Genomic DNA, 22,434 nt, shown 5'->3' on the forward strand with positions numbered 1-22,434 from the left:
ATACAGACTCTAATTATAAATTTCTAGAACTATCAAAATAAAAACAATGGTTGAAAAAAATAATATAAGCAACTTAAAGAGCTTCTCAAGTCCTTCATAACATTATGTAAAGACTTTTTTCAGACTGGCTAAAAATTTTGGGTGTTCTTTCTGCTTTTGCAGGCTAGTTGGTGGTACTACTCAAGATCGATTTCTTGAGATGTTTTTTCTTTGGTATTTATCATCAACACATCAAAAAAATGAGACAACTCTCAGTCAATCTCATTTTTTCTAAGTCTTTTAAATCTTAGCATTTGAACTTTTTTCGTCAAGACTCCATGTATCCTTCATGTTTTCCAAGAAGTCATTGATAGTTTCTTTGTCACCTTCAATGGACAGTATATAGACTTTATCATCCTTTTGGAAAACCAATGTATTAGCAAGTTGTCCTGACTTCAAGATGATGTTAAGTTGAAATGCTTCTTGGCCAGATACGGTATTCTTAGTTCCCCACATCTTTTCAAGATTATCTTTTTGACTCCAATTATAGGCGACGCGTTGAGCAATCGTTTCTGCATTGAATGTCTCCCCCTCACCTACTTCTGCCTCTGCCTTAGAAATGGCATTCATGGTAACGATATTATAGGTAGAGCCATCTGTATATTGAACGAGTCCCTCAACATCTACATCAACAAATTTAACCCATTTACTTGGGATATCGATATAGCCAAACTCAGGGGAGCCAACACGTTTTCTTTCTTGATTGTCTTTGCTCTTGCTTTCCTTAGAAGAAGAGTCAGAACTATCCTTTTTCACTTGAACACTTGAACTGGCCGAAGAGCTCGTTTGTTCACTTTTTTGCTGAGATTTAGCACAAGACATAAGTGTAAGTGAAGTCAATACAAGGACTGCACCAAGTAAGTACGATCGTTTCATGATTTTCCTCCTTTTTGGAACATATTACCTAGGGATTTAAGAGATTATTCATCATCCATACTCAGGACACTGAGGAAGGCTTCTTGGGGAACTTCGACAGAACCGATAGCTTTCATCCGTTTTTTACCAGCTTTTTGTTTTTCTAGGAGTTTACGCTTCCGGGAAACGTCACCACCATAACACTTGGCCAAGACATTCTTACGCAGGGCCTTGATGTCTGTCCGAGCCACGATTTTCTGACCGATAGCTGCCTGAATAGGTACTTCAAACTGTTGACGAGGAATGATTTTCTTGAGCTTGTCTACAATCAGCTTACCACGCTCATAGGCAAATTCCTTGTGAACGATAAAGCTGAGAGCATCAACCTTGTCGCCATTAAGGAGAATATCCATCTTCACCAGCTTGGATGAGCGATACTCGGAGATTTCATAGTCAAAGCTAGCATAGCCACGGGTAGAAGACTTAAGCTTATCAAAGAAGTCAAAGACAATTTCAGCAAGCGGGATTTGATAGATGACATTAACCCGATTATCATCAATATAGTCCATGGTCACAAAATCACCGCGCTTGCGCTGAGCTAACTCCATCACCGCACCGACAAATTCCTGTGGCACCATAATCTGCGCCTTGACATAAGGCTCCTCAATCGAATCAATCTTAGTCGGGTCCGGAAACTCGCTCGGATTGGACACATCAATCGAGGCACCATCTGTCATATTGACCTTATAGATAACGGACGGAGCCGTCATAATCAGATCAATATTAAACTCACGCTCCAAGCGCTCCTGAATGACATCCATATGCAGCAAGCCCAAGAAGCCACAGCGGAAACCAAATCCTAGCGCTTGCGATGTTTCTGGCTCAAACTGCAAGCTGGCATCGTTTAGCTGGAGCTTTTCAAGAGCTTCACGTAAGTCATTGTATTTATTAGACTCGATCGGATAGAGTCCAGCGAAAACCATCGGGTTCATCTGCTTGTAGCCATGAAGAGGTTCTGTAGCTGGATTGTCAGCCAAGGTTACAGTATCTCCGACTCGGGTATCCTGTACCGTCTTGATAGAGGCAGCGATATAGCCAACATCCCCTGTAGCCAAGAAATCACGACCAATTGCCTTGGGCGTAAAGATGCCGACCTCAGTTACATCAAAGGTCTTGCCATTACTCATGAGCTGAATGGTATCTCCCGGCTTGACCACACCGTCCATAACCCGTACTTGCAGGATTACCCCACGATAGGCATCATAGACTGAGTCAAAGATTAAGGCCTTGAGTGGTGCTTCTACATTTCCAGTCGGAGCTGGAACTTTTTCCACAATCTGCTCTAGAATATCTTCAATCCCGATACCAGCCTTAGCAGAAGCTAAAACTGCTTCGCTAGCATCCAGCCCAATCACATCTTCAATCTCAGTTCGTACTCGCTCTGGGTCCGCAGCTGGCAGGTCAATCTTATTGATAACCGGCAGGATTTCCAAGTCATTGTCCAGCGCTAGATAGACATTAGCCAAGGTCTGAGCTTCAATCCCCTGAGCCGCATCAACGACCAAAATAGCTCCTTCACAGGCTGCTAAAGACCGCGATACTTCATAGGTAAAGTCCACGTGTCCTGGCGTGTCAATGAGGTGGAAGATATAGGTTTCACCATCTTTAGCTGTGTAATTAAGCTCGATAGCATTTAGTTTGATGGTGATACCGCGCTCCCGCTCCAAGTCCATGCTGTCCAAGAGTTGGGCCTGCATTTCCCGGCTGGAAACCGTCTCAGTCGCCTCCAAAATCCGGTCAGCCAAGGTTGATTTTCCGTGGTCGATATGGGCAATGATGGAGAAATTTCGGATCTTCTCCTGACGTTTTTTCAAATCTTCTAAATTCATTTTTCTCATCCTTTTAGGGTATTCTATTTATTATAACACAAGACCCGCGATTTTTCCTATAGACTCAGACTTTATCAATAAATTATGCTATACTTATCACAGATTAATATTGGAGATAAATAATGATTAAATTACTTGCACTTGATATGGATGGGACTCTTTTGAATTCTCAAAAAAAGATTAACCAAGAAAATATCTCTGCCATCCATAAAGCTATAAAGGCTGGTGTGAAACTGGTCCTTTGTACAGGCCGTCCTCCTTTTGGTGTTCGACCGTATTATGAACTCTTAGGTCTGGCCCAAGAAAATGAATATGTGATTGTTGACAATGGCTGTGCCATCCACCGAACCAGTGATTGGAAGGTGATAGACTCAGTCGCCTTGGATAAGCAAGATATCCATTATCTCTATAGCTTAACCCAAGATAGCTCCATTCAACTTACCTTATTTGACGAAGAACACTATTTCGTTGTCGGAGAGACACCAAGCCCTATCGTAGTTCGAGACACAGACTATGTTTTTACCTCACCCACTGAAATCAGCCTTGAGGAGGCAGTTAGTGGTAAGTATACGATGTTCCAGGCCATGTTCTTAGCTGAAAAAGAGACAGTCGATTTCTTTGAAGAAAAATATGCCTCTGATATCTGCCAGCATTTCAGCGGTGTACGCTCACAGGATGTGATTTATGAAGTTATGCCAGCAGGTGTCACTAAAGCATTTGCATTAGAAAAATTAGCCCAAAAATTAAATATCAAAGTTGAGGAAATCATGGCTCTTGGAGATGCCAACAACGATCTTGAAATGCTAAAATTTGCAGGTCTAGGTATTGCCATGGGAAATGCAAGCGACTATGTTAAATCACTCGCTGATGACGTCACTGACTCCAATGACGAAAATGGGGTAGCAAAAGCTATTGAAAAATATCTTCTAAACTAAAAAAGTAGGCGAGACCAACCAGTAAGGTAGGTCATCATCTACTTTTTTTCTATGTTCATCTGTAGTTCTTATATCCTTTATATGATTTTTTACTCAAGTTGCCTAAAAAGCCTGAAAGTCGCTTGACGACTGGCTTAGCGTTGGTTACAATATATCTACAATTTATTTCTTGATACTGTTTTCCAGTTATAAGAGAATAATATAACCTTAACCTTTCCAGGAGGAATCTATGAAGAAAATTTCACTCTATAGTTTAACTGCCCTATCATTTATCGTCTTAGCTGCATGCTCTGCGAAATCAACTGAAGAAACATCTTCATCATCTTCTTCAGAAGTCACTTCATCAGTATCTACTGCCAAAAAAAGCAAATCAGCTGGTACTTCTCAAGAAGATGTTATCAATGAGCTGAAATCAATATTTGATCCAAATGGAAATTCTAAAGATTTTGATATTAAAGTTGAAAAAGATGTAAAAGACGAAGCTTTCCCGAATGGACATACCGTCATTACAGCTTCTATCAAAGGTGATACAGCTGCTGGTACTAAGGAAATGATGGCCGCTTTTGATAATAATACTGCCACAGAAGAAGACAAACAAATCCTGCAAGGTTTCCGTCAGACTATTGCTGACATTGCGCAAAAATTACCAGACGACACCACAACCATTGCATTCCAATACGAAACAAAACCAAACGAATATCGTGTGATTGCTCATTCTGGAAAAACTAAAGATATCATCCCTACAACAGTCAAATAAGCGACTCCTTCTCTTTGCCATTCATTAAAAATTGGCAAAGAGTTTTTTATTGACTTACTTTAAACGACATCCCCTTTCCAAGACATCATGCCTCCAGAAACATTCACAACATCATAGCCTTTCTTTTTAAGCTTTTTCGCTGCTAATCTGCTACGAACACCTGAGTGACAAATCACATAAAGCTTCTCTTCTTTTGACTGCGAATAGCGATCGATTTGCCCTAAAGGAATATTTAGGGCTCCCTTGATATGCCCTCTGTTATATTCAGATGGAGTTTGAACATCCAGTAACTTAATATTCGTCTTCAACCTTTTCTCTAATTCTGCCGTTGAAATACTTTCAACTTTTGTAAAAAAATGGAACATATTCCCTCCTAATAATCTTTTTTTCAATTCTATTCAATCATTTCAATACTTTAAAGTCAAGGAAACGGTTTCTCCCATTATCTAACTTATTAAAAACAGGTTTCAAAACAAAAAAATAAGCTCTCTGATTTCTCAGAAAGCCTTTTGTTTAGTGGTTTTATAACCTTATTTAGCGATTGGGTAAACAGAAACTTGTTTTTTATCGCGTCCTTTGCGTTCAAAGCGAACTACGCCTTCAACTTTTGCAAACAAAGTATCGTCTCCACCGCGGCCAACGTTTACACCTGGATAGATGTGAGTTCCGCGTTGACGGTAAAGGATTGAGCCACCTGTAACAGTTTGACCGTCAGCAGCTTTAGCACCAAGACGTTTCGCTTGTGAGTCACGTCCGTTAGATGTAGAACCTCCACCTTTTTTGTGGGCGAATAATTGCAAGTTAGCAAGATTCATTTTTAACATAATGTTTTTCCTCCGTGTTAGTTTTCTGTGATAACTCTTGTTTGGACGAACTCTGATGAGTTCTCCGATAGGTTTGCCATTCCTAAGAAAAAGGATTCAAAGAAAAGCTGAGTCATTTCTCTCTGGTTCGGTGCAATATCTTTTGGGATTTCAACCCGTAAGAATCCACCTTGATCTTCGTTTAATTCTAAGGTCGGTTCATAGCCCGCGAATTTTTCAATTGAATTGACAAAATTTATGGCAAGCGTCGAAACCGATGCACACACGACATCAAAGCCGTATTCGCCGCTTCCGGCGTGTCCAGTAATCTCTGCACATCTCAGTTCGCCATCCTCAGCTCTCTCAAAGACTGCGTATATCATGTGTTCTCCTGAAAATTAAGCGTTGATCGCGTTGATGACAACCTTAGTATATGGTTGACGGTGACCTTGTTTACGGTGACTGCCTTTTTTAGGTTTATATTTGAAAGTAACAACTTTCTTTTGTTTACCTTGTTTTTCAACAGTTCCGACAACAGTAGCTCCGGCAACAAGTGGAGTTCCGACAACAGTTTTTTCACCACCAACAAGAACAACTTCGTTAAAAGTAACATCTTGACCAGCTTCAACGTTCAATTTTTCAACGTAGATTGCTTGACCAACTTCAACTTTAACTTGTTTTCCGCCAGTTTTAATGATTGCGTATGTGCTCATTATGCACCTCCTATGATTTTTTTTGGGGGGTTACCCCGTATTTTTGTGAAGACTCGCCTAGCATCGTGGGACGAACCACTTTATACTCACTATGTGAGCAACGATGTTCGTGCGGTTGCACAGGAATGTGCATAGTCAACTCTCTAAGTATAGCACTTCTCTTCCCTTTTGACAAGCCTTTTTACCCAATGAAAACGGATTTTCAACTAAATATCCTCATTCTATACTTCCTTTTATTTCAAATATACAATCTGCCCTTCTTGATTAACATGAACCTCAATATCTATCGGAGGTTTTAAATGTTTTTTAGCTGATCTGGCAAGACTTTTATTACTATCTGAAACATTAACCTCTCGCTCTTTTCCATCAACGTTAATAGTAAAGGTAATACGAGAATAGGTAGACTTACTTCCTCCGGTCTCGGTATCAACACCAGTAACTAAAGCCGTTTTTAGCTCGGTTATCTGATTAGTAAAATAATGATAACGCCAAATACCATTTGTAATTCGATAGCCTTCATAAGCAGGAAAGATAAAAAAAATTAGAAGAAGGCCTGTTATTGTAACAAATCTAGCTCTGCCTATACTTTTTTGGCTTTCACGTATGGTATTCCATTTATTTCTCATGGACTTCTTGATAGAGCCAGATTTCTTAATATCTTTATGATATCCCCAAAATAAGAAAGCATACAAGCTTAGGAAAATCTGGAAATGAACAAATAGACCAAGTAAATAAGTCCAACTGGGTATTCCAAACAGCAAAGCATTATCTTGCCCATCTCTCCATGACAATGCTCGCACGAGCCCACTCAAGAAGTAATCCCACTCGTTCATAAATATCTCCTCTTATCTTCAGCATCGATGGATATAATTCAAGATTCTTTTAGTAAAAAGCTACTTCTATACTCTTACAACAACCCCTCAATCAGCTCGTCAACTTCATCAGTCTCTGCTTGTGGTCTGATCTCAGTAATCATGATGCCTGCAACGGCACGCTCTACCAAACCTTCAACATCTAAGCGAGCTTCGTACTGCTCCGCATTCTTGATCTTCGGATTGGTTTTAGGCCGGTCTGGTGCAAAAATGGTACAGCAGTCTTCAAATGGCTGGATAGAGATTTGGAAAGTATCGATTTTTTCTGCAATCTCAATGATTTCCAGCTTGTCCATGGTCACGACAGGACGGATAACCGGTGTATTAGTTACAGCATTGATAGCCTGCATACTTTCGATGGTTTGACTAGCCACCTGACCTAGACTTTCTCCGTTGACAATGACTTGAGCCCCCCGCTCCTCTCGAATCCGATCCGTAATACGCATCATAAAGCGACGAGTCAGGGTCATTAGGTAGGCTTCTGGAGCCTTGGCCTTGATTTCCTCTTGTATCTCTGTAAAAGGGACTTCAATAAACTGGATGTTGCCGCCAAACTTGGTCAGTTTCCGAGTCAGATCCTGAGCTTTTTTCAATGCACCTGGGCTGGTGTAAGGCGGACTGGCAAAGTGAACCGCCTCGATATCTACACCGCGCTTGAGAGCCAGATAACCAGCCACTGGTGAGTCAATCCCACCTGACAACATAAGCATTCCTTTTCCTGAAGTCCCGACTGGCAGGCCTCCAGCACCACGAATCGTCTCGTAAGAGATATAGGCTGCTTCTTCACGGATCTCGACACGAAGCTCAATATCAGGCGCTTTCATCTTGACCTGAACATTAGGAATGGCCATAAAAACAGCATCTCCTAATGTCTGATTGAGCTCGCGGCTATCTAACTCAAAGCTGTGATCACTGCGCTTGCTGGTAATCTTAAAGGTCATGCCTTCCTGATAGACTTGCTTCATGATGGTTTGAACAGCTTCAATCAAGGCTGGTACAGACTTTTCGATTTTGTAAGACGGCGAGAAATTTTGAATCCCAAATATCTGCTTGAGCGACTCAGCGACTGGCTGATAGTCTGTTCCATGCAGGTAGACATGGGTCCGGTCACGGTCAGCCTTGACATGAACCTGTGGATAGACTGACAAAACAGCCTGGATATTGCGTTTGAGTTTGTTGATAAAGCGCATGCGGTTCTTGCCCTTAGTAGAGAGCTCACCATAGCGCACCATAATTTCTGAATATTGCATTGTTTACCTTACTTTTCTGGTTTTTTCGTAAATGATTTTAAAAGTCGTCAAAAACTGCTCCATCTGGCTCATATCGTTGTCAAGATCCAAACTGATACGGACAGCAGTTTGAGCGCGAAACTTTTCGATACCCATAGCGATTAGGGTTCCCGCTGGCTTACCAGCCTTAGAAGAGCAAGCGCTGGTCGTCGAGATATAGATCTCGTAGTCTTCAAACGCATGGACGATAACTTCGCCTCGTACTCCTTTGATACCAAAGGTCAGTATATGAGGCGCAAAATCTTCCAGGTCTGAGAAAATTACCACATCTGGATACTTCTGCAGCTCTTCAAGGAGAATCTTCTTCATCTGAGCCGTTCGCTGAGCAAATATTTCTTGCCTTTCCATAGACAGTCGCAGAGCCTTGGCTGTCGCTGCAATGCCAGCTAAATTCTCCGTCGTTGATCGCTTGTCCGATTCTTGACCGCCACCAGTCAAAAGCGGACTGATTTTCTTGCCAGACTTGATATAGACAAAGCCTACTCCTCGGACACCGTGAAATTTATGACTGGAAAATGTCGCAAAATCCACACGGTCCGTCAGATAAGCAGCTATTGGAATTTTCGCTACAGCCTGAACAGCGTCCACATGAAAGGAAATAGTCGGCCTGTCTGCTAGCAGTTCGGATATCTTCTGAATGGGCTGAATACTGCCGATTTCATTATTGACAGCCATGATAGAGACTAGTGTGGTGTCTGGTCGAATCAACTCCGCTAGCTCATCTACATCAACAAAACCTGCCTTGTCCACTGGTGCAAAATCTATTTCAAACCCTTGACTCTGTAGCCAAAGGGCTGATTCTTTAACCGCGGGATGCTCAATGTTGGATACGATGATGTGTTTTCCAAAGGGAATCTTTTCAAAAGCAACTCCTTTAAGCACCCAGTTGTCTCCTTCGGTCCCTCCAGAAGTAAAAAAAATCTCCGACGAAGACTTGCCTAAAAGCTCTGCTATTTGCCGACGTGAAGCTTCTAAGAGACGGGTTGCCTGACTGCCTAAACTGTGCAGACTGGATGGATTGCCCCAGATTTTAGAAGCAACCTCTGTGTAAGTGGCCAAAGTCTCAGGATAAGGCTTGGTTGTTGCTGAATTATCTAAATAAATCATGTTCTTTCCTCTAAAATTCAATACTCCTATTGTAACACGAAAGAGAAGCTGGAACAAGAAAGAAAAAGCCCTAAATTCAAGAAGAATCTAGGGCAAGTTTTAAAAGTCATAAAATTCATGTAGCAAAGCACAAAGTTCTTGTTGCTAGGTCATCGTGGATGCCGTCTTGGAATTACCCAGCCAGAAATTTACAAAATGCAAGTCGAGGCTATTTTTAGAAGTGCCATTAGACTGCATCAAGAAGGACTTAAAATCAAGCCAAAAATTATGATCCCTTTGATAGCAGATAAAAAAGAACTGGACTTTGTTAAATCATATCTAAATGAACATATCCAATGTCTCTTCAATGAGTATGAACAAAAGGCCTTCCCATATGAAATTGGTACTATGATTGAATTACCACGCGCTTGTCTGACCGCAGACAAGCTGGCTCAGGAAGCTGATTTCTTTAGTTTTGGAACCAACGACTTGACTCAAATGACCTATGGCTTCTCTCGGGATGATATTGGAAAATTTATTGGCCATTATAAAAAGAAGGATATTCTCTCATCCGATCCATTCCAAAATATTGATAAGGATGGTGTTGGTGAGTTAATGAGAATTGCAATCAGCAAGGCACGCAAAGTAAGACCAAGTCTATCCATCGGTATTTGTGGTGAGGTTGGCGGTGATCCTGCTTCTATCTCTTTCTTTCAGGAAATCGATGTTACCTATGTTTCCTGTTCTCCATACAGGGTTCCTGCAGCTAGACTTGCCGTTGCGCAAGCTGTTCTCCAAGAGGAAAGAAGTTAAAACTCTTTATGGTTGTTTAAGGGAGGCTGGGACAATGAATGCTCAGCCTTACTCTATGATAAAACTACTTTTCCTTTAGAAGTATTCTTTTCACTATTTTGAAAGTTTAACCAGACATCTCTTATCATTAAACTTCTGCCTTTAGATAAAAAACTACTGACTGCGTTTTCAGAAATAAAATTTTTATTTTTTTAAGACATTTTAAAATAAAAGACGTATAATGGAAAATATGAAATGAACTTGAATTCATATTTAGTTTTTGCAAAGGAGTTTGAAAAACATTATGACCAACTATTCTCGTCAAAATAAGAAAACTAATAAAGATAATCAGGAATCTGGAAAAGCTGGGCGTCATATCAAAAAAGGCCTATCTGCTTTTCAGAAAACCGTAACCTTGATTGGTAGTGTGCTGGGTATTATCACAGCGACTATTACTATTATGAATGCAATGAAGTCCAATGAACAAAAAAAATCAGATACCAGTTCTTCTGCTCAAACGACTACTATTATCAAGGAAGTCGAAAAAGAGACGACTACTGCATCTACTTCTGAGGCCACTGAGACCTCCACTCAAGAGAGTTCAGTTGCAACTAGTACGGAGACCAGTTCAAGTTCTTCAAGTAATGACACCACTTCTTCTAGCCAGGCTGAGACAAGTGCTAGTAGCAGTGAGCAGAAAAACCAACAATAAAATGAGCCAGAACATCTGTTCCAGCTCATTTTTTTATTTTCTATACATCTTAACCTGTAAATAGAGGTCATTGTAAATTCCTAACCATTTAGGGCCTAGTTGCTGATAAACTTCTAGGTGCTTCATGGTTTCTTCTGTAGGATAGAAGGCCTGATCTTCTTGAATTTCTTTTGGAAGAAGCTCTTTTGCCTTTGGAATTGGGGTTGAATAGCCAACATAAAGCGCATTCTTGTAGGCATTTTCTGGACGCAGCATGAAGTTAATAAATTGATAAGCTGCTTTTTTATTTTTAACCGTTTTTGGAATGACAATGTTATCAAACCAAAGGTTGCTGGCTTCACTAGGAACTACGTAACGCAAGTCTTCGTTCTTCTCTAGCATCTGCCTAGCTTCTCCAGAGAAAGTTACACCAATCGCCGCATTATTTTGAATCATGTAGCCCTTCATCTCATCTGCTACAATAGCTTTGATATTTGGTGTAAGCTTGTAGAGCTTGTCCACAGCTTCCTGCAAATGATCCGCATTTTTGTCATTTAATCCATAGCCAAGAGAATTAAGACCTAAGCCCATAACCTCACGCGCTCCATCAATCAACATGATAGAGTTTTTGTATTCTGGGCGCCAAAGGTCATCCCAATGTTCTGGAGCCTTGTCAACCATCTTGCTATTATAAACAATACCCAGGGTTCCCCAGAAATATGGAATAGAATATTGGTTCCCTGGATCAAAAGGCTGGTCTAAGAAATCTGAACCGATATTCTCCATCCCTTTGATCTGCTTGTGATCTAGTTTTTCTACCAAATTCTCTTTGATCATCTTGGCAATCATATATTCACTAGGGATGGCAATGTCATAGGTCGTCCCTCCCTGCTTGATTTTAGTGTACATTGATTCATTTGAATCAAAGGTATCGTACTGGATTTGAACTCCCGTTTCTTTGGTGAATTCTTCTAGCAATTCTGGGTCAATATAGTCACCCCAGTTATAGATGACCAGTTTATCTCCACCACTAGTTTTGGTTTGATTTTCAAGCTGAACACTAACTAGCCATAAGACAGCGACAATGGCAACAATACCGATTAGAAAGGAATAGAGTCTTTTCATGCCTGCTCCTCCTTCTCTCGTGAAATGAAGTAATAGCCAATCACCAGTAAAATACTAAAGAGAAAGACTAAAGCAGATAGGGCATTGATTTCCAAAGAAATTCCCTGACGGGCACGAGAATAAATTTCCACTGATAAGGTAGTAAACCCATTCCCTGTTACAAAGAAGGTCACTGCAAAATCATCCAAAGAGTAGGTAAATGCCATAAAATACCCTGCTATAATAGCTGGTGTCAGATAAGGCAACATGATTTCTTTCAGCATTTGTAACTGGCTGGCACCTAAGTCATAAGCCGCCTTAATCATATCGTCGTTCATTTCTTTAAGCCTTGGCAGAATCATCAGAACAACGATCGGAATAGAGAAGGCCACGTGGCTAGCCAGAACTGAGATAAAGCCCAGCTGGAATTTCATATTGGTGAAGAGAATCAAGAAACTGGCACCAATCATTACATCTGGTGCTACCATCAAGACATTGTTGACAGAAAGGAAAGCTTCCTGGTATTTTTTCTTGGCTTGATAGATATAGATTGCTCCAAAAGTCCCAATGATTGTCGCAATTAAAGCAGAGAGAAAGGCCAGAAAGAAGGTTTGAGCCAAAATCAGCATCAAACGCTTGTCACCAAAGAGGTTCTCAAAGTGAGTCAAGCTAAAGCCAGTAAATTGATTCATATCGTCACCAGCATTGAGGGCATAACCGATCAGATAAAAGATTGGCAGATAAAGAATCAGAAAGACAAAAGCTAGATAGATACTGGATAGTTTCTTCATCGATCTCTCCTTTCTTTGGTTGCCCACATAATCAGAAGCATGGCAATAATCAGAACCACTCCGATGGTTGAGCCCATACCCCAGTTTTGTGTCGTTAGAAAGTGTTGCTCAATCGCTGTCCCTAGAGTAATAACTCGATTTCCTCCAATCAGACGAGTCAGCATGAAGAGGCTGAGACTAGGGATGAAAACTGACTGAACTCCTGAGCGCACTCCATTCATCGAAAGTGGGAATATCACGCGACGGAAAGTATCCCAACGATTGGCTCCCAAATCACGACTAGCGTTAATGAGATTTGGATCCAAATCATCCAACACATTAAAGATTGGCAAAATCATGAAGGGAAGCTCAATGTAACTAGCAACAAAAATGAAAGAAAAATCGGTAAAAAGAATTTGATGAGGTCCAACTCCGATAAAGCTAAGGAATTGATTGATAGAGCCATCCTGACCGAAAATTCCGATAAAGGCATAGGCCTTCAGCAAAAGATTAATCCAAGTCGGTAGGACAATCAACATGAGCCAGAGTTGCTTGTGCTTGAGCTGAGTCAAGAAGAATGCCGTTGGATAACTGACCAATAAAGTGACCAAAGTTACAATTCCCGCGTAAAAAATCGAATTGAAACTCATTTTTAAATAGGTCAAATTCTGAGAGGCAAAATAAGTCCGGTAGTTTTCTAAGGTGAATCCTCCTTCAATATTAAAGAAGGAATTCCAGATAATCATAGCCACTGGTGCTAGTACAAAAAGCACAATCCATAAAAAATATGGAACGATAAAGAGGTTAGAGGTTGTTTTCTTCATCTCTTTCCTCCTCGATTGCGTTAATCAGACCAGCTTCTTGTTCTTCAATTTCAACATATTCTTCGATACGAGCATCAAATTCTTCTTCTGTTTCATTGAGACGCATGATGTGGATATCTTCTGGTTCAAACTGAAGACCAATGACTTCACCGACAATGGCTTTGCGGGTCGAGTGAATCATCCATTCATTTCCCAGTTCATCATAGGCGATGATTTCATAGTGGACTCCACGGAAAAGCTGAGTATCAACCTTAACCTGCAGTTTTCCTTCCTCTGGCAGAGTGATGCGCAGATCTTCTGGTCGAATAACAACTTCAACCGACTCATTAGGACGCATTCCACCGTCCACCGCTTCAAAGCGTTTACCATTGAACTCAACCAAATAGTCTTCAATCATCTTACCCGGAAGGATGTTAGACTCTCCAATGAAAGTCGCAACAAAATGGTTAATCGGCTCATCATAAATATCAACCGGTGTACCAGACTGGACAATTTCTCCGTCATTCATGACAAAGATCCAATCGCTCATTGCTAGAGCTTCTTCCTGGTCGTGAGTAACAAAGACAAAGGTAATGCCTAGGCGCTGTTGCAACTCACGAAGTTCATACTGCATGTCCGTCCGCAATTTCAAATCAAGAGCTGATAGTGGTTCATCTAAGAGGACCACTCGAGGTTCGTTAATGATCGCTCGAGCAATGGCTACCCGTTGTCGCTGACCACCTGATAATTTTCGAATAGAACGGCGATCAAAACCTTCCAGCCGAACCATTTTCAACACTTCTCTGACACGACGTTCAATTTCCTTCTTCTCAACCTTACGCAAACGTAGCGGAAAGGCCACGTTTTCAAAGACATTCATATGTGGAAAAAGGGCATAAGACTGAAAGACAGTGTGTACATCACGTTTATTGGTAGGTACGTCATTGATCCGTACCCCATCCAAAAAGACATCTCCTGTAGAGGCATCTAGGAGGCCTGCGATAATATTTAAAATCGTAGACTTACCAGACCCTGAAGCCCCCAGAAGAGTATAAAATTTTCCTTCTTCTAGCTCAAAGTTAATGTCTTTTAAAACAACAGTATTGTTATCCTCAAAAACCTTAGAAACATTTTTGAATTCGATAATTGGTTTTTTCAATTCACATAAATTCCTTCTTTTTCATGTATTAACAGATTGGGGCTCTGTCAAGCCGCTACTGCTTCTCGAGGGCAACTAGTGCCCTGCATACTTGCGATATCGATAGGCGTCACCCCCTCAACTAAAACGTAGCGGTCAGAAAAAAGCAGAAAGTCGTTCATTACTAGACAACGACTAACCTTCTTATCTAATATTTCAATCACAGTAAAATTTTACTGTAAAGTCTCTCCAATAATCCGGACTTCACGCTCCAACTTTATACCAGATTCCTTTTCAACAGTTTGAATCACGTGAGCAATCAAATCTTCATAGTTCTGAGCATTTCCATCTGCAATATTGACCATAAAACCAGCATGTTTGGTTGAAACCTCAACGCCACCAATCCGATGTCCCTTGAGACCAGCTTCACTAATCAACTGGCCAGCAAAATGTCCTAAAGGACGTTTAAAGACCGAGCCACACGATGGATATTCTAGTGGTTGCTTAAGTTCACGCAGGTGTGTCAGGCGTTTCATTTCCTGCTGGATGGCTGTGTAATTTCCTGGAGAAAGAGCGAATTTAGCAGAAATGACAATATCACCCGTTTCCTGAATTACCGAAGAGCGGTAGCCAAACTTCATTTCCTCAGCTGAAATCGTCTTGATTTCTCCTTCTGGAGTCAGGACCTTACAAGATACTAGGACATGAGCGATTTCGCCACCATAGGCGCCAGCATTCATGAAGACAGCTCCACCCACACTTCCTGGAATTCCACATGCAAACTCAAAACCTGTCAAGCTATGATGCAAGGCCACATGAGTCGTGTCGATTAATTTAGCTCCAGCTTCAGCTTCAATCGTATAGCCGTTAACCATAATGGTATGTAACTGGTCAAACATAATCACAAAGCCACGAATACCACCATCACGAACAATGATATTACTAGCATTCCCCAGAACCATCCATGGAATCTGCTCTCTATTAGCAAACTTGACCAGTCGAACTAATTCGTATCGGTTACGAGGAAAAGCTAAATAATCGGCTGGACCACCAACTTTCGTGTAAGTGTATTTCTTCAGTGGTTCATCAAAACGGATATCAATTCCCGCTAATTCCGACTTTAATAATTCTATATTCACCATGATTTCTCTTTCTTATCACAAATTGATTCTATTATATCAAAATTAATCGGCATTTTCGATAAAAATACAAAAAAACTGGCCTCAGCCAGTTTTCTTTTATAATTTACGGGTGACATACTTCAAGGTATGATTACCTAAAGCATTGTGTACCATAGAGTAGGCACCAATTCCTGTAAAGAGATAGAGCAATCCAAGGTTAAGCCAGTAGGTATAATGAACTTCTCCACCAGATAAGAGATAATTTGTGAAATAAGAGAAAGCTGAAAAGACATCCGTACCTACTTCTCTTGTAATTAATATAGCCCAGTCAAGCTGGTGAACAAATAAGATCATCACAAGCATAAAGAAAATACTGATACCAATTCCAAGTTTAGATAATTTCTTTCCTAAAAGTTCATAGCCCTTAATGGTACAAACTCCCATAACTAAACCAGATACAAAAGAAACATAACCCAATTGAGCGATTCCCAATGTAACTGTTCCACCGATCAAACACCCAACAAAAGCACCGACGATTCCGCCAATCACATTTTCATTTTGCTGATCATAGCTTTGATTCTCAATTGCAAGATTAGAACTCAACTGCTGGAAGCTATCTGCTGATAAAATCAACAAATTTGTTCCTACTTGATAGACTGCTGTTGGCTCTGCTTCTCCAGTGTGCTCACAAACATTGATTAACCCATGCTCTTTTAAGAAGGTGACACTAGCTTCTAAACATTCAGCAATTGTTTCTTTGGTTCTACCCTTAGTCATTCCACCTTTAACGGTAATAACAAGCTTGTAACGTGTAAGCTGAGCATTTGTCATACCCTTAGTGGACTTTTTCAATTCTTTCAAGTCTTCTGCAATGGAAAGTGCTTCATCACCTTTAACTGAAAAGCAAATTCGGTAGATTTTTTCACCAGCATCTTCAATAAAAAGAGTGTACCCATCTTTCTGACCGAAAATAATTTTCGCATCTTCATCGTACTCAAGTCCTAGCTGGCTAGCAAGATCCTGCCATTCAAGTTTATCCATTCGTGTAAAACCTCCTAGTTGGATATTCATTTGATTATATCATAATTTTTTTGGTAGGCATAGACAGTCTCATTGTCTATTTTAAAGCATTCAAAATTCTACTCGAACACCATCTCTGTCAACATCTAGTATAAAGACTTCTCCATTATACTTGCATCCCTCAATCCGTGTTTGAATTAATTTGGCCCTATCTTTTGGAGCTAAAATCATAATTGTTGGACCTGCTCCAGATAAATAAGTAGCATAAGCTCCATGTTTTTTAGCCAATTTCTTAATGTTAGGAAATTCTCTGACGAGTTTTTGGCGAAAACGCTCATGGAAGCGATCCGATTCAATGGCTCGGCCTGCCTTGACAAGGTCCCCCTGAAGAAGGGCTGCAATTGCAACATTGGCAATCGAACTAGCTGCTACTGCTTCCTTATAAGAAAATTTAAAAGGCAAAACACTGCGACTATCCCGTGTCTTCAGTTCGTACTTTGGAACATAAGCAATGAAAGAGCACTCAGGAAAATCTGCCCTAACAGAGGAAACAGCCCCTTTAAAAACACTAGATATGATTAGATTTCCAAAGATAGCTGGAGCCACATTGTCTGGATGGCCTTCAATCTTGTTTGCCCAATCCAGCTTTTCATCATCCGTTAAATCCAGTTTTCCTAATTGGTTAGCCAATTCAATTCCAGCTACGATAACTGAGCTAGATGAACCCAAACCACGTGCCAAAGGAATATCACTAGTCATCTTCAGACGGTAAGGCTGAAGGTTTGGTGCCAGTTGCAAGGCTACTTTGATTAGCAAGTTTCGTTTATCCTTAGGAATTCTTGGATTTAAGTCATGTTCGATTAGCCACTCATCGCGTTCTTCCAGAACCTCAATGGTCAAATATTTACTGACAGCCACACCGACTGAATCAAAGCCTGGACCAATGTTAGCACTGGTAGCGGGTACAATAATCTTCATCTTAATCTCCTAATACTTTGAAGGTATTGAGCAAATCGAACTCAGCAACTTCTTTGAGCTTAGCAGTGACATTTTCTAGCTGTGTCTTGCTGACAGCATGGGTAATAATCACCACACGAGCCTTCTCACCGTCTGTACCTTCCTGTAGAATCTGCTTAAAGGAAATATCCTCAGCATTGAAAATCTCAGCCAAATGCAGAACTTGACCTTTAGAATCAGGCGCCAAGATAGAGAAGTAATAATTACTCTTCACATCTTCTGGCTTAGCTAGCACTAACTCACGGCTATATTCATTAAAGGCTTTGCCGACTGTCCCTTCATTCAAACGACGGCTGATACGAACGATATCTGCCACAACACTAGTTGCAGTTGGTTTTTGACCAGCTCCCGGTCCGTAGTACATAGACTCTCCGATACCGATTGACTCAACAAAGACAGCGTTCATCACCCCATTGACACTAGCCAGTGGATGCGCTTTAGGAAGGAATGTTGGAGCAACTTCTGCTGCAATACCTGATGGCGTCTCTTCGATAGAACCAACCAGCTTGACTACATAGCCCAACTCCTGAGCAACAGCTACATCTTCTGGCGTGATATTTCGAATTCCTTGATGACCCACGTCTTCAAACTTAACGTTCATACCAAAAGCGAACTGACTGAGAATAACCATCTTGTAGGCTGCATCAATACCATCTACGTCATTGGTTGGATCACTTTCAGCATATCCAAGTTTCTGAGCTTCAGCAAGAGCATCTTCATAAGACCATCCTTCTTCTACCATCTTGGTCATCATAAAGTTAGAAGTTCCATTAACCACACCTAGGATACGGGTAATTTTGTCAGAAGCCAATGAATTGACCAAGGTACGAAGGATTGGAATCCCACCGGCAACAGCTGCTTCATAGTAGAGAGCTACATTTTGTTTTTGAGCAATTTCCAGTAGCTCTGCTCCATGAACAGCCAGCAAGTCCTTATTGGCGGTTACCACATGTTTGCCAGCTTCAAGAGCACGAGTGATAAAAGTTTTCGCTGGCTCAATCCGTCCCATCAATTCTACGACAATGGTAATCTCAGGATCATTCAGAATTTCTTCGACATTTGTGACAAAGTTAAAGTCATTTCCGGCTGCCAAAAGACGCTCTTTTTCAGCATCATCCTTAACCAAGACTTTAGCAACCTCAATCTCTGAATGGGCTGCTTGAACAATTTTATCTCCGTTTTCCTTCAGTAGAAATGGCACACCACTGGCCACTGTTCCAAAACCAAGTAAAGCTATTTTAATAGACATGAAGCACTCCTCAAATTTTTTCTGTATAAAGTCTATTATATCAGAATTTAGCACAAAATTCATACTATTCCTCTCTAGATTTGATATAATAAAAGCAAATATCTAGCCAAGGAGAAATTATGACTTATCCTAATCGCAATCGTTCTGCAGAAAAAAAGGCTCGGAAAAAAAGAGATACCTTACTTCTGTTGAACCTCATTCTTCTCATCTTTATCGTTACTGGTGGTATTTTCCTTTGGAAAGAATACAGTAACAGTCAGCAAGAAGCAAGCAAGCCTGAAGCTAGCCAAGTTAGTAAAGCAAGCCCTTCAAAAGAGGCAAGCCAGCCCTCATCTACTAATCAAAAGAAAGAGGAAATCAAATGGGTCAAGCAAGATAAACCTGTTAAATTGCCTATCTTGATGTATCATGCTATCCATGTCATGGATCCTTCTGAAGCCGCTAACTCTGGACTAATTGTTGATCCAGAAACTTTTGAAAGCCACTTAAAAGCTTTGAAAGAAGCAGGATACTACACTCTTTCTCCTGCTGAAGCTTATAAGGCCTTGACTGAAAATGTCCTCCCAGAGAATAAGAAGGTCATTTGGTTGACTTTTGATGATAGTCTTAAGGACTTCTATACTCAAGCCTATCCTATCCTACAAAAATACCAAATGAAGGCTACTAACAATGTCATTACAGGTTTTGTTCAAGCAGGTCGCGAAGATATTCTAACACTTGATGAGATCAAAGAAATGAAAAAAAACGGCATGTCTTTTGAAGATCATACCGTGAACCATCCAGATTTATCCGTATCTAGTGCTGATACTCAAAACTCAGAATTACAAGATTCTAAAGAGTATTTAGATCGTAATCTTTCTCAGACAACCACTACCGTGGCTTATCCTTCTGGCCGTTACAGTGAGACAACTCTTCAGCTTGCAGAAAAGTTAGGATATAAAATGGGGTTGACGACCAATAATGGCTTGGCTTCTCTCTCAGACGGACTTCTATCACTCAATCGTGTTCGTGTCAATCCAACGACCACTGCACAGAGTCTCCTAGATGAGATAGCAAATTAAAGACCATAACAAAAAAGGCTCTCATTCAAGAGCCTTTTTAAATTTATTCGCATAGTGAAAATAGAGAAGACCAGAAAGGACCATGATAATAAGGAAAAATCCTAAGGTAATACCATAGACTATTGCTTCTTTTAGGTAGAATATCAAGGCATAGGAACCACCAATTGCGGCAATAAAAACAAATAAGATTAGAAAAGCAATAATTGTCTTTAGAGTATTGTTAGATCGGTTGAATAATTCTGTGACGTTAGACCAGTTGGTAACCAAGAGACGATGGTCCCGTTGGAAGCCCCAGATACTCCATGCTAAACAATTACTGATCCAGACAAGGACCATAACCAAAAGAGATAACCAATGGGTGCCCAATAATAGGTTGACCACAACAAATATCAAGAGAGGCAAGATTGACTGGATCAAGAAAAGATACCAGAATTTTAAGCGAAGATATGCTTTCATATCAAAGGGAAGTACTTTCAAATAGGAAAAATTCTCGCGCTCCAAGGAAATCCCAATCATAGTTAAGTTGGTCGAACCTGCATTAAAAGTAGCAATGAACACCGTGATCAACATCAATGGTAACAGAAACTTCGGTGTTAAGTACGGGCTAAGCTCAAATCCTCCTCCCCGAATAAAGCCCATTAGTCCAGGAAGTATGAAGAGATAAGGCATAACACTAGACATAAAGACTGATTGAAGAAAAACAGAACCGTCACTGATCAAGCTAAGCTGATAGCTCCAAACAAAGCGAGGGAATGACTTCTGATTTCCAAGTTGAAATTTACGAACACGTTGTTTCTTATTAACAGTCTCAGAAGTTTTCAAAGCAGCTTCATAAAACTCTGGTAGAACCTTCCATTTTACGATTGAAAACAGAAGCACGGCAACCAAGGCCCAGGCACCAATTCCAATAAGAGATTGGGCCTCAAAAGGAGCAACACCAAAATAATAAAAGGCTTCCATCGGTGGCAAATAACTACCTGTATCTTTAAGCAGTAATTCTCTATTTTGAGTATTGACCAAAATAATTGATCCAAAAATCAAGAGATTGGTCACTCCCAAAAGAATATTAGAGGCCACTTTCTTATGCTGACGGAAAACAGAGGTTTTAGTAATAAAATGAACAGCTGTCAAAATCCCAAAAGCCAGAACAGATCCCAAAACCACTAGCGAAATCAGAACGATTGGAATAGCCAGCCAAATAGGATTCCCACTTTGAATCTGAAGGTTAACAAAATAGGCCAAAATCGGAAGAGCTCCAAGCAAAACCGTCAGAACAACAGAGATACTCTTACCAATCATGATTTCTGCTTCACTAAAAGCATATGGCCGATAAGACTGCAAGTCCTTACTTTCATAGAAAACGTTATAGAAAGATAAGAATCCCTGTGATAGAACCATCAGACTAAAAATAGATACCATATTGGTAAAGATACCCGGATGATCTACTAAAGGATAAAAGGCACTCATCACTCCAAAGATAAGAAGATAAAGTAAACTTGTAAACAAGTGGGTCATAATCAACTGTCTAGAAACATTGATTTTCTTATCAGGCTTTTTGGCTTGCTTCTGACGAAAGCGTGTTAGACTTGACGGAGGTGTTGTATAGATAATATTCGTCCGAATTAAACTTTTTAAGGCTTTAAAGCGCATCGTGGACCACCTCTTCTTTCCGTCCAGCCAATCCCAGATAAATAGTCTCTAGACTTTGCTCAGGGTGTTGGGACTTGAGTTCTTCGATCGTTCCATAAAAAATTAACTCCCCTTTTTTCAAGATAGCCAATCGATCACAGAGCTGCTCAGCCACTTCTAGGACATGGGTTGAAAAAATAACAGTATTTCCCTTGTCTGCATGTTCCCGCATCATGTTCTTAAGATCAAATGCCGCTTGAGGATCCAAACCTGTCAAAGGTTCGTCCAAAACCCAGATATCCGGGTCAGAAAGTAGTGCACCAATGACGAATACTTTTTGACGCATACCATGTGAGAAGGATTCGATGACCTCATATCGATGATCTGCAAAGTCAAAAGTTTCCAACAAGTACTGCAAGCGTTCCTCACAGTCAGCTTCATCCATATCGTAAGATGTAGCTACCAACTCCCAGAATTCATTAGCTGTTAAACGAAGAAAGAGGTCTGGTGAGTCTGCGACATAACCAATTTTCTTCTTGATGGCCAGTCGGTTAGCAGACAACTCTTGTCCGTCAACAATGATTTGACCACTCGTTGGATTAATGACACTGACTAGTGACTTGATTGTCGTTGATTTTCCTGCACCATTATGACCAATCAGACCGACAATTTCACCATTTTGAATGGTCAAGTTTAGATTTCTAAGGGCCAGATGACCATCGTAATCCTTAGTTACATTTTTCAATTCAATCATCAGAGTTCCTCCGCTCTTATTTATAATATATTTATTATATATCTTTT

At 40.5% G+C, this 22,434-nt stretch carries 24 protein-coding genes, 1 pseudogene and 1 other annotated feature; of the genes and pseudogenes, 5 read left to right on the plus strand and 20 right to left on the minus strand.

Going from position 1 to position 22,434, the window contains the following annotated elements:
* Window positions 1–279: 279 nt before the first annotated feature.
* A complete protein-coding gene (locus HMPREF0847_RS04265) occupies window positions 280–915 on the minus strand; it encodes a hypothetical protein (RefSeq protein ID WP_008808963.1) in 636 nt (211 codons plus the stop codon).
* Window positions 916–959: 44 nt separating this feature from the next.
* Complete coding sequence (lepA, locus tag HMPREF0847_RS04270; protein WP_008808964.1) at window positions 960–2,783, minus strand: translation elongation factor 4; 1,824 nt, start codon at window positions 2,781–2,783, stop codon at window positions 960–962.
* Window positions 2,784–2,905: 122 nt separating this feature from the next.
* Here lepA and HMPREF0847_RS04275 point away from each other — a divergent pair, with 122 nt between their 5' ends.
* Window positions 2,906–3,718: a Cof-type HAD-IIB family hydrolase gene (locus tag HMPREF0847_RS04275; RefSeq protein WP_008808965.1), complete on the plus strand. Its 813-nt coding sequence runs from the start codon at window positions 2,906–2,908 to the stop codon at window positions 3,716–3,718.
* 229 nt (window positions 3,719–3,947) lie between these two features.
* Window positions 3,948–4,475, plus strand: a complete 528-nt coding sequence (locus HMPREF0847_RS04280) for a hypothetical protein (RefSeq protein WP_008808966.1) — start codon at window positions 3,948–3,950, stop codon at window positions 4,473–4,475.
* A gap of 59 nt (window positions 4,476–4,534) precedes the next feature.
* Here the strand turns inward: HMPREF0847_RS04280 and HMPREF0847_RS04285 are convergent, their stop codons facing one another.
* The 7 genes from HMPREF0847_RS04285 to HMPREF0847_RS04315 all read right to left on the minus strand — a co-directional run bounded on the left by HMPREF0847_RS04285 (window position 4,535) and on the right by HMPREF0847_RS04315 (window position 9,259).
* Window positions 4,535–4,840, minus strand: coding sequence for a rhodanese-like domain-containing protein (locus HMPREF0847_RS04285; protein ID WP_008808967.1), 306 nt, complete (start codon window positions 4,838–4,840; stop codon window positions 4,535–4,537).
* Between the two features lie 165 nt (window positions 4,841–5,005).
* A complete protein-coding gene (gene rpmA / locus HMPREF0847_RS04290; RefSeq protein ID WP_003032879.1) occupies window positions 5,006–5,299 on the minus strand; it encodes a 50S ribosomal protein L27 in 294 nt (97 codons plus the stop codon).
* 17 nt (window positions 5,300–5,316) lie between these two features.
* Entirely contained in the window at window positions 5,317–5,661 is a 345-nt protein-coding gene (locus HMPREF0847_RS04295; protein WP_008808968.1) for a ribosomal-processing cysteine protease Prp, read from the minus strand.
* A gap of 15 nt (window positions 5,662–5,676) precedes the next feature.
* Window positions 5,677–5,991 (minus strand): 50S ribosomal protein L21, encoded by a 315-nt coding sequence (gene rplU / locus HMPREF0847_RS04300; RefSeq protein ID WP_008808969.1) that lies wholly within the window; start codon window positions 5,989–5,991, stop codon window positions 5,677–5,679.
* Window positions 5,992–6,030: 39 nt separating this feature from the next.
* Window positions 6,031–6,118, minus strand: a sequence feature (ribosomal protein L21 leader region).
* A gap of 106 nt (window positions 6,119–6,224) precedes the next feature.
* Entirely contained in the window at window positions 6,225–6,824 is a 600-nt protein-coding gene (locus HMPREF0847_RS04305; protein WP_008808970.1) for a hypothetical protein, read from the minus strand.
* A gap of 74 nt (window positions 6,825–6,898) precedes the next feature.
* Window positions 6,899–8,113 carry a tRNA uracil 4-sulfurtransferase ThiI gene (thiI, locus tag HMPREF0847_RS04310; protein ID WP_008808971.1) on the minus strand — a complete coding sequence of 405 codons (1,215 nt, stop codon included), beginning with the start codon at window positions 8,111–8,113 and terminating at the stop codon, window positions 6,899–6,901.
* A gap of 3 nt (window positions 8,114–8,116) precedes the next feature.
* Window positions 8,117–9,259, minus strand: coding sequence for a cysteine desulfurase family protein (locus HMPREF0847_RS04315; protein ID WP_008808972.1), 1,143 nt, complete (start codon window positions 9,257–9,259; stop codon window positions 8,117–8,119).
* Between the two features lie 141 nt (window positions 9,260–9,400).
* Here HMPREF0847_RS04315 and HMPREF0847_RS04320 point away from each other — a divergent pair.
* Both HMPREF0847_RS04320 and HMPREF0847_RS04325 read left to right on the plus strand, forming a co-directional pair.
* A pseudogene (locus tag HMPREF0847_RS04320) lies at window positions 9,401–10,051 on the plus strand (putative PEP-binding protein); the annotation flags it as partial.
* A 283-nt stretch (window positions 10,052–10,334) separates the two neighbouring features.
* Window positions 10,335–10,742 (plus strand): DUF6556 family protein, encoded by a 408-nt coding sequence (locus HMPREF0847_RS04325; RefSeq protein WP_008808974.1) that lies wholly within the window; start codon window positions 10,335–10,337, stop codon window positions 10,740–10,742.
* 33 nt (window positions 10,743–10,775) lie between these two features.
* On the opposite strand, the gene HMPREF0847_RS04330 is transcribed toward HMPREF0847_RS04325, so the two are convergent.
* The 9 genes from HMPREF0847_RS04330 to HMPREF0847_RS04365 all read right to left on the minus strand — a co-directional run bounded on the left by HMPREF0847_RS04330 (window position 10,776) and on the right by HMPREF0847_RS04365 (window position 18,943).
* Complete coding sequence (locus HMPREF0847_RS04330) at window positions 10,776–11,846, minus strand: ABC transporter substrate-binding protein (protein ID WP_008808975.1); 1,071 nt, start codon at window positions 11,844–11,846, stop codon at window positions 10,776–10,778.
* Window positions 11,843–12,616, minus strand: a complete 774-nt coding sequence (locus HMPREF0847_RS04335; protein ID WP_008808976.1) for an ABC transporter permease — start codon at window positions 12,614–12,616, stop codon at window positions 11,843–11,845. Before HMPREF0847_RS04335 ends, HMPREF0847_RS04330 begins: the two co-directional genes overlap by 4 nt.
* Window positions 12,613–13,419 (minus strand): ABC transporter permease, encoded by an 807-nt coding sequence (locus tag HMPREF0847_RS04340; RefSeq protein WP_008808977.1) that lies wholly within the window; start codon window positions 13,417–13,419, stop codon window positions 12,613–12,615. Before HMPREF0847_RS04340 ends, HMPREF0847_RS04335 begins: the two co-directional genes overlap by 4 nt.
* Window positions 13,400–14,557, minus strand: a complete 1,158-nt coding sequence (locus HMPREF0847_RS04345) for an ABC transporter ATP-binding protein (RefSeq protein ID WP_008808978.1) — start codon at window positions 14,555–14,557, stop codon at window positions 13,400–13,402. The genes HMPREF0847_RS04340 and HMPREF0847_RS04345 overlap by 20 nt, the downstream gene beginning before the upstream one ends.
* 47 nt (window positions 14,558–14,604) lie before the next feature.
* Window positions 14,605–14,760 (minus strand): hypothetical protein, encoded by a 156-nt coding sequence (locus tag HMPREF0847_RS11225; RefSeq protein ID WP_008808979.1) that lies wholly within the window; start codon window positions 14,758–14,760, stop codon window positions 14,605–14,607.
* A gap of 9 nt (window positions 14,761–14,769) precedes the next feature.
* A complete protein-coding gene (murB, locus tag HMPREF0847_RS04350) occupies window positions 14,770–15,678 on the minus strand; it encodes a UDP-N-acetylmuramate dehydrogenase (RefSeq protein ID WP_008808980.1) in 909 nt (302 codons plus the stop codon).
* A 96-nt stretch (window positions 15,679–15,774) separates the two neighbouring features.
* Entirely contained in the window at window positions 15,775–16,698 is a 924-nt protein-coding gene (locus HMPREF0847_RS04355; RefSeq protein ID WP_008808981.1) for a hypothetical protein, read from the minus strand.
* A gap of 90 nt (window positions 16,699–16,788) precedes the next feature.
* The gene (gene thrB, locus HMPREF0847_RS04360) at window positions 16,789–17,655 is read right to left on the minus strand and encodes a homoserine kinase (RefSeq protein ID WP_008808982.1); all 867 of its coding nucleotides are present in this window, start codon (window positions 17,653–17,655) and stop codon (window positions 16,789–16,791) included.
* Between the two features lies 1 nt (window position 17,656).
* Window positions 17,657–18,943 (minus strand): homoserine dehydrogenase, encoded by a 1,287-nt coding sequence (locus HMPREF0847_RS04365; RefSeq protein WP_008808983.1) that lies wholly within the window; start codon window positions 18,941–18,943, stop codon window positions 17,657–17,659.
* 119 nt (window positions 18,944–19,062) lie between these two features.
* On the opposite strand from HMPREF0847_RS04365, the gene HMPREF0847_RS04370 reads away from it, so the two are divergent.
* Complete coding sequence (locus HMPREF0847_RS04370) at window positions 19,063–20,004, plus strand: polysaccharide deacetylase family protein (protein WP_008808984.1); 942 nt, start codon at window positions 19,063–19,065, stop codon at window positions 20,002–20,004.
* A 21-nt stretch (window positions 20,005–20,025) separates the two neighbouring features.
* Here the strand turns inward: HMPREF0847_RS04370 and HMPREF0847_RS04375 are convergent, their stop codons facing one another.
* Window positions 20,026–21,654: a hypothetical protein gene (locus HMPREF0847_RS04375; RefSeq protein ID WP_008808985.1), complete on the minus strand. Its 1,629-nt coding sequence runs from the start codon at window positions 21,652–21,654 to the stop codon at window positions 20,026–20,028.
* On the minus strand, window positions 21,644–22,387 hold the full coding sequence (locus HMPREF0847_RS04380) for an ABC transporter ATP-binding protein (protein WP_008808986.1): 744 nt from the start codon (window positions 22,385–22,387) through the stop codon (window positions 21,644–21,646). Before HMPREF0847_RS04380 ends, HMPREF0847_RS04375 begins: the two co-directional genes overlap by 11 nt.
* Window positions 22,388–22,434 lie beyond the last annotated feature (47 nt).

The organism is Streptococcus sp. 2_1_36FAA (genome assembly GCF_000161955.2).
GTDB lineage: Bacteria > Bacillota > Bacilli > Lactobacillales > Streptococcaceae > Streptococcus > Streptococcus gordonii.

Bases quoted from the DNA above. Each gene is read 5' to 3' on its own strand.
- HMPREF0847_RS04265 (WP_008808963.1), bottom strand. From the start codon at position 915: ATGAAACGATCGTACTTACTTGGTGCAGTCCTTGTATTGACTTCACTT.
- lepA (WP_008808964.1), bottom strand. From the start codon at position 2,783: ATGAATTTAGAAGATTTGAAAAAACGTCAGGAGAAGATCCGAAATTTC.
- HMPREF0847_RS04275 (WP_008808965.1), top strand. From the start codon at position 2,906: ATGATTAAATTACTTGCACTTGATATGGATGGGACTCTTTTGAATTCT.
- HMPREF0847_RS04280 (WP_008808966.1), top strand. From the start codon at position 3,948: ATGAAGAAAATTTCACTCTATAGTTTAACTGCCCTATCATTTATCGTC.
- HMPREF0847_RS04285 (WP_008808967.1), bottom strand. From the start codon at position 4,840: ATGTTCCATTTTTTTACAAAAGTTGAAAGTATTTCAACGGCAGAATTA.
- rpmA (WP_003032879.1), bottom strand. From the start codon at position 5,299: ATGTTAAAAATGAATCTTGCTAACTTGCAATTATTCGCCCACAAAAAA.
- HMPREF0847_RS04295 (WP_008808968.1), bottom strand. From the start codon at position 5,661: ATGATATACGCAGTCTTTGAGAGAGCTGAGGATGGCGAACTGAGATGT.
- rplU (WP_008808969.1), bottom strand. From the start codon at position 5,991: ATGAGCACATACGCAATCATTAAAACTGGCGGAAAACAAGTTAAAGTT.
- HMPREF0847_RS04305 (WP_008808970.1), bottom strand. From the start codon at position 6,824: ATGAACGAGTGGGATTACTTCTTGAGTGGGCTCGTGCGAGCATTGTCA.
- thiI (WP_008808971.1), bottom strand. From the start codon at position 8,113: ATGCAATATTCAGAAATTATGGTGCGCTATGGTGAGCTCTCTACTAAG.
- HMPREF0847_RS04315 (WP_008808972.1), bottom strand. From the start codon at position 9,259: ATGATTTATTTAGATAATTCAGCAACAACCAAGCCTTATCCTGAGACT.
- HMPREF0847_RS04325 (WP_008808974.1), top strand. From the start codon at position 10,335: ATGACCAACTATTCTCGTCAAAATAAGAAAACTAATAAAGATAATCAG.
- HMPREF0847_RS04330 (WP_008808975.1), bottom strand. From the start codon at position 11,846: ATGAAAAGACTCTATTCCTTTCTAATCGGTATTGTTGCCATTGTCGCT.
- HMPREF0847_RS04335 (WP_008808976.1), bottom strand. From the start codon at position 12,616: ATGAAGAAACTATCCAGTATCTATCTAGCTTTTGTCTTTCTGATTCTT.
- HMPREF0847_RS04340 (WP_008808977.1), bottom strand. From the start codon at position 13,419: ATGAAGAAAACAACCTCTAACCTCTTTATCGTTCCATATTTTTTATGG.
- murB (WP_008808980.1), bottom strand. From the start codon at position 15,678: ATGGTGAATATAGAATTATTAAAGTCGGAATTAGCGGGAATTGATATC.
- HMPREF0847_RS04355 (WP_008808981.1), bottom strand. From the start codon at position 16,698: ATGGATAAACTTGAATGGCAGGATCTTGCTAGCCAGCTAGGACTTGAG.
- thrB (WP_008808982.1), bottom strand. From the start codon at position 17,655: ATGAAGATTATTGTACCCGCTACCAGTGCTAACATTGGTCCAGGCTTT.
- HMPREF0847_RS04365 (WP_008808983.1), bottom strand. From the start codon at position 18,943: ATGTCTATTAAAATAGCTTTACTTGGTTTTGGAACAGTGGCCAGTGGT.
- HMPREF0847_RS04370 (WP_008808984.1), top strand. From the start codon at position 19,063: ATGACTTATCCTAATCGCAATCGTTCTGCAGAAAAAAAGGCTCGGAAA.
- HMPREF0847_RS04375 (WP_008808985.1), bottom strand. From the start codon at position 21,654: ATGCGCTTTAAAGCCTTAAAAAGTTTAATTCGGACGAATATTATCTAT.
- HMPREF0847_RS04380 (WP_008808986.1), bottom strand. From the start codon at position 22,387: ATGATTGAATTGAAAAATGTAACTAAGGATTACGATGGTCATCTGGCC.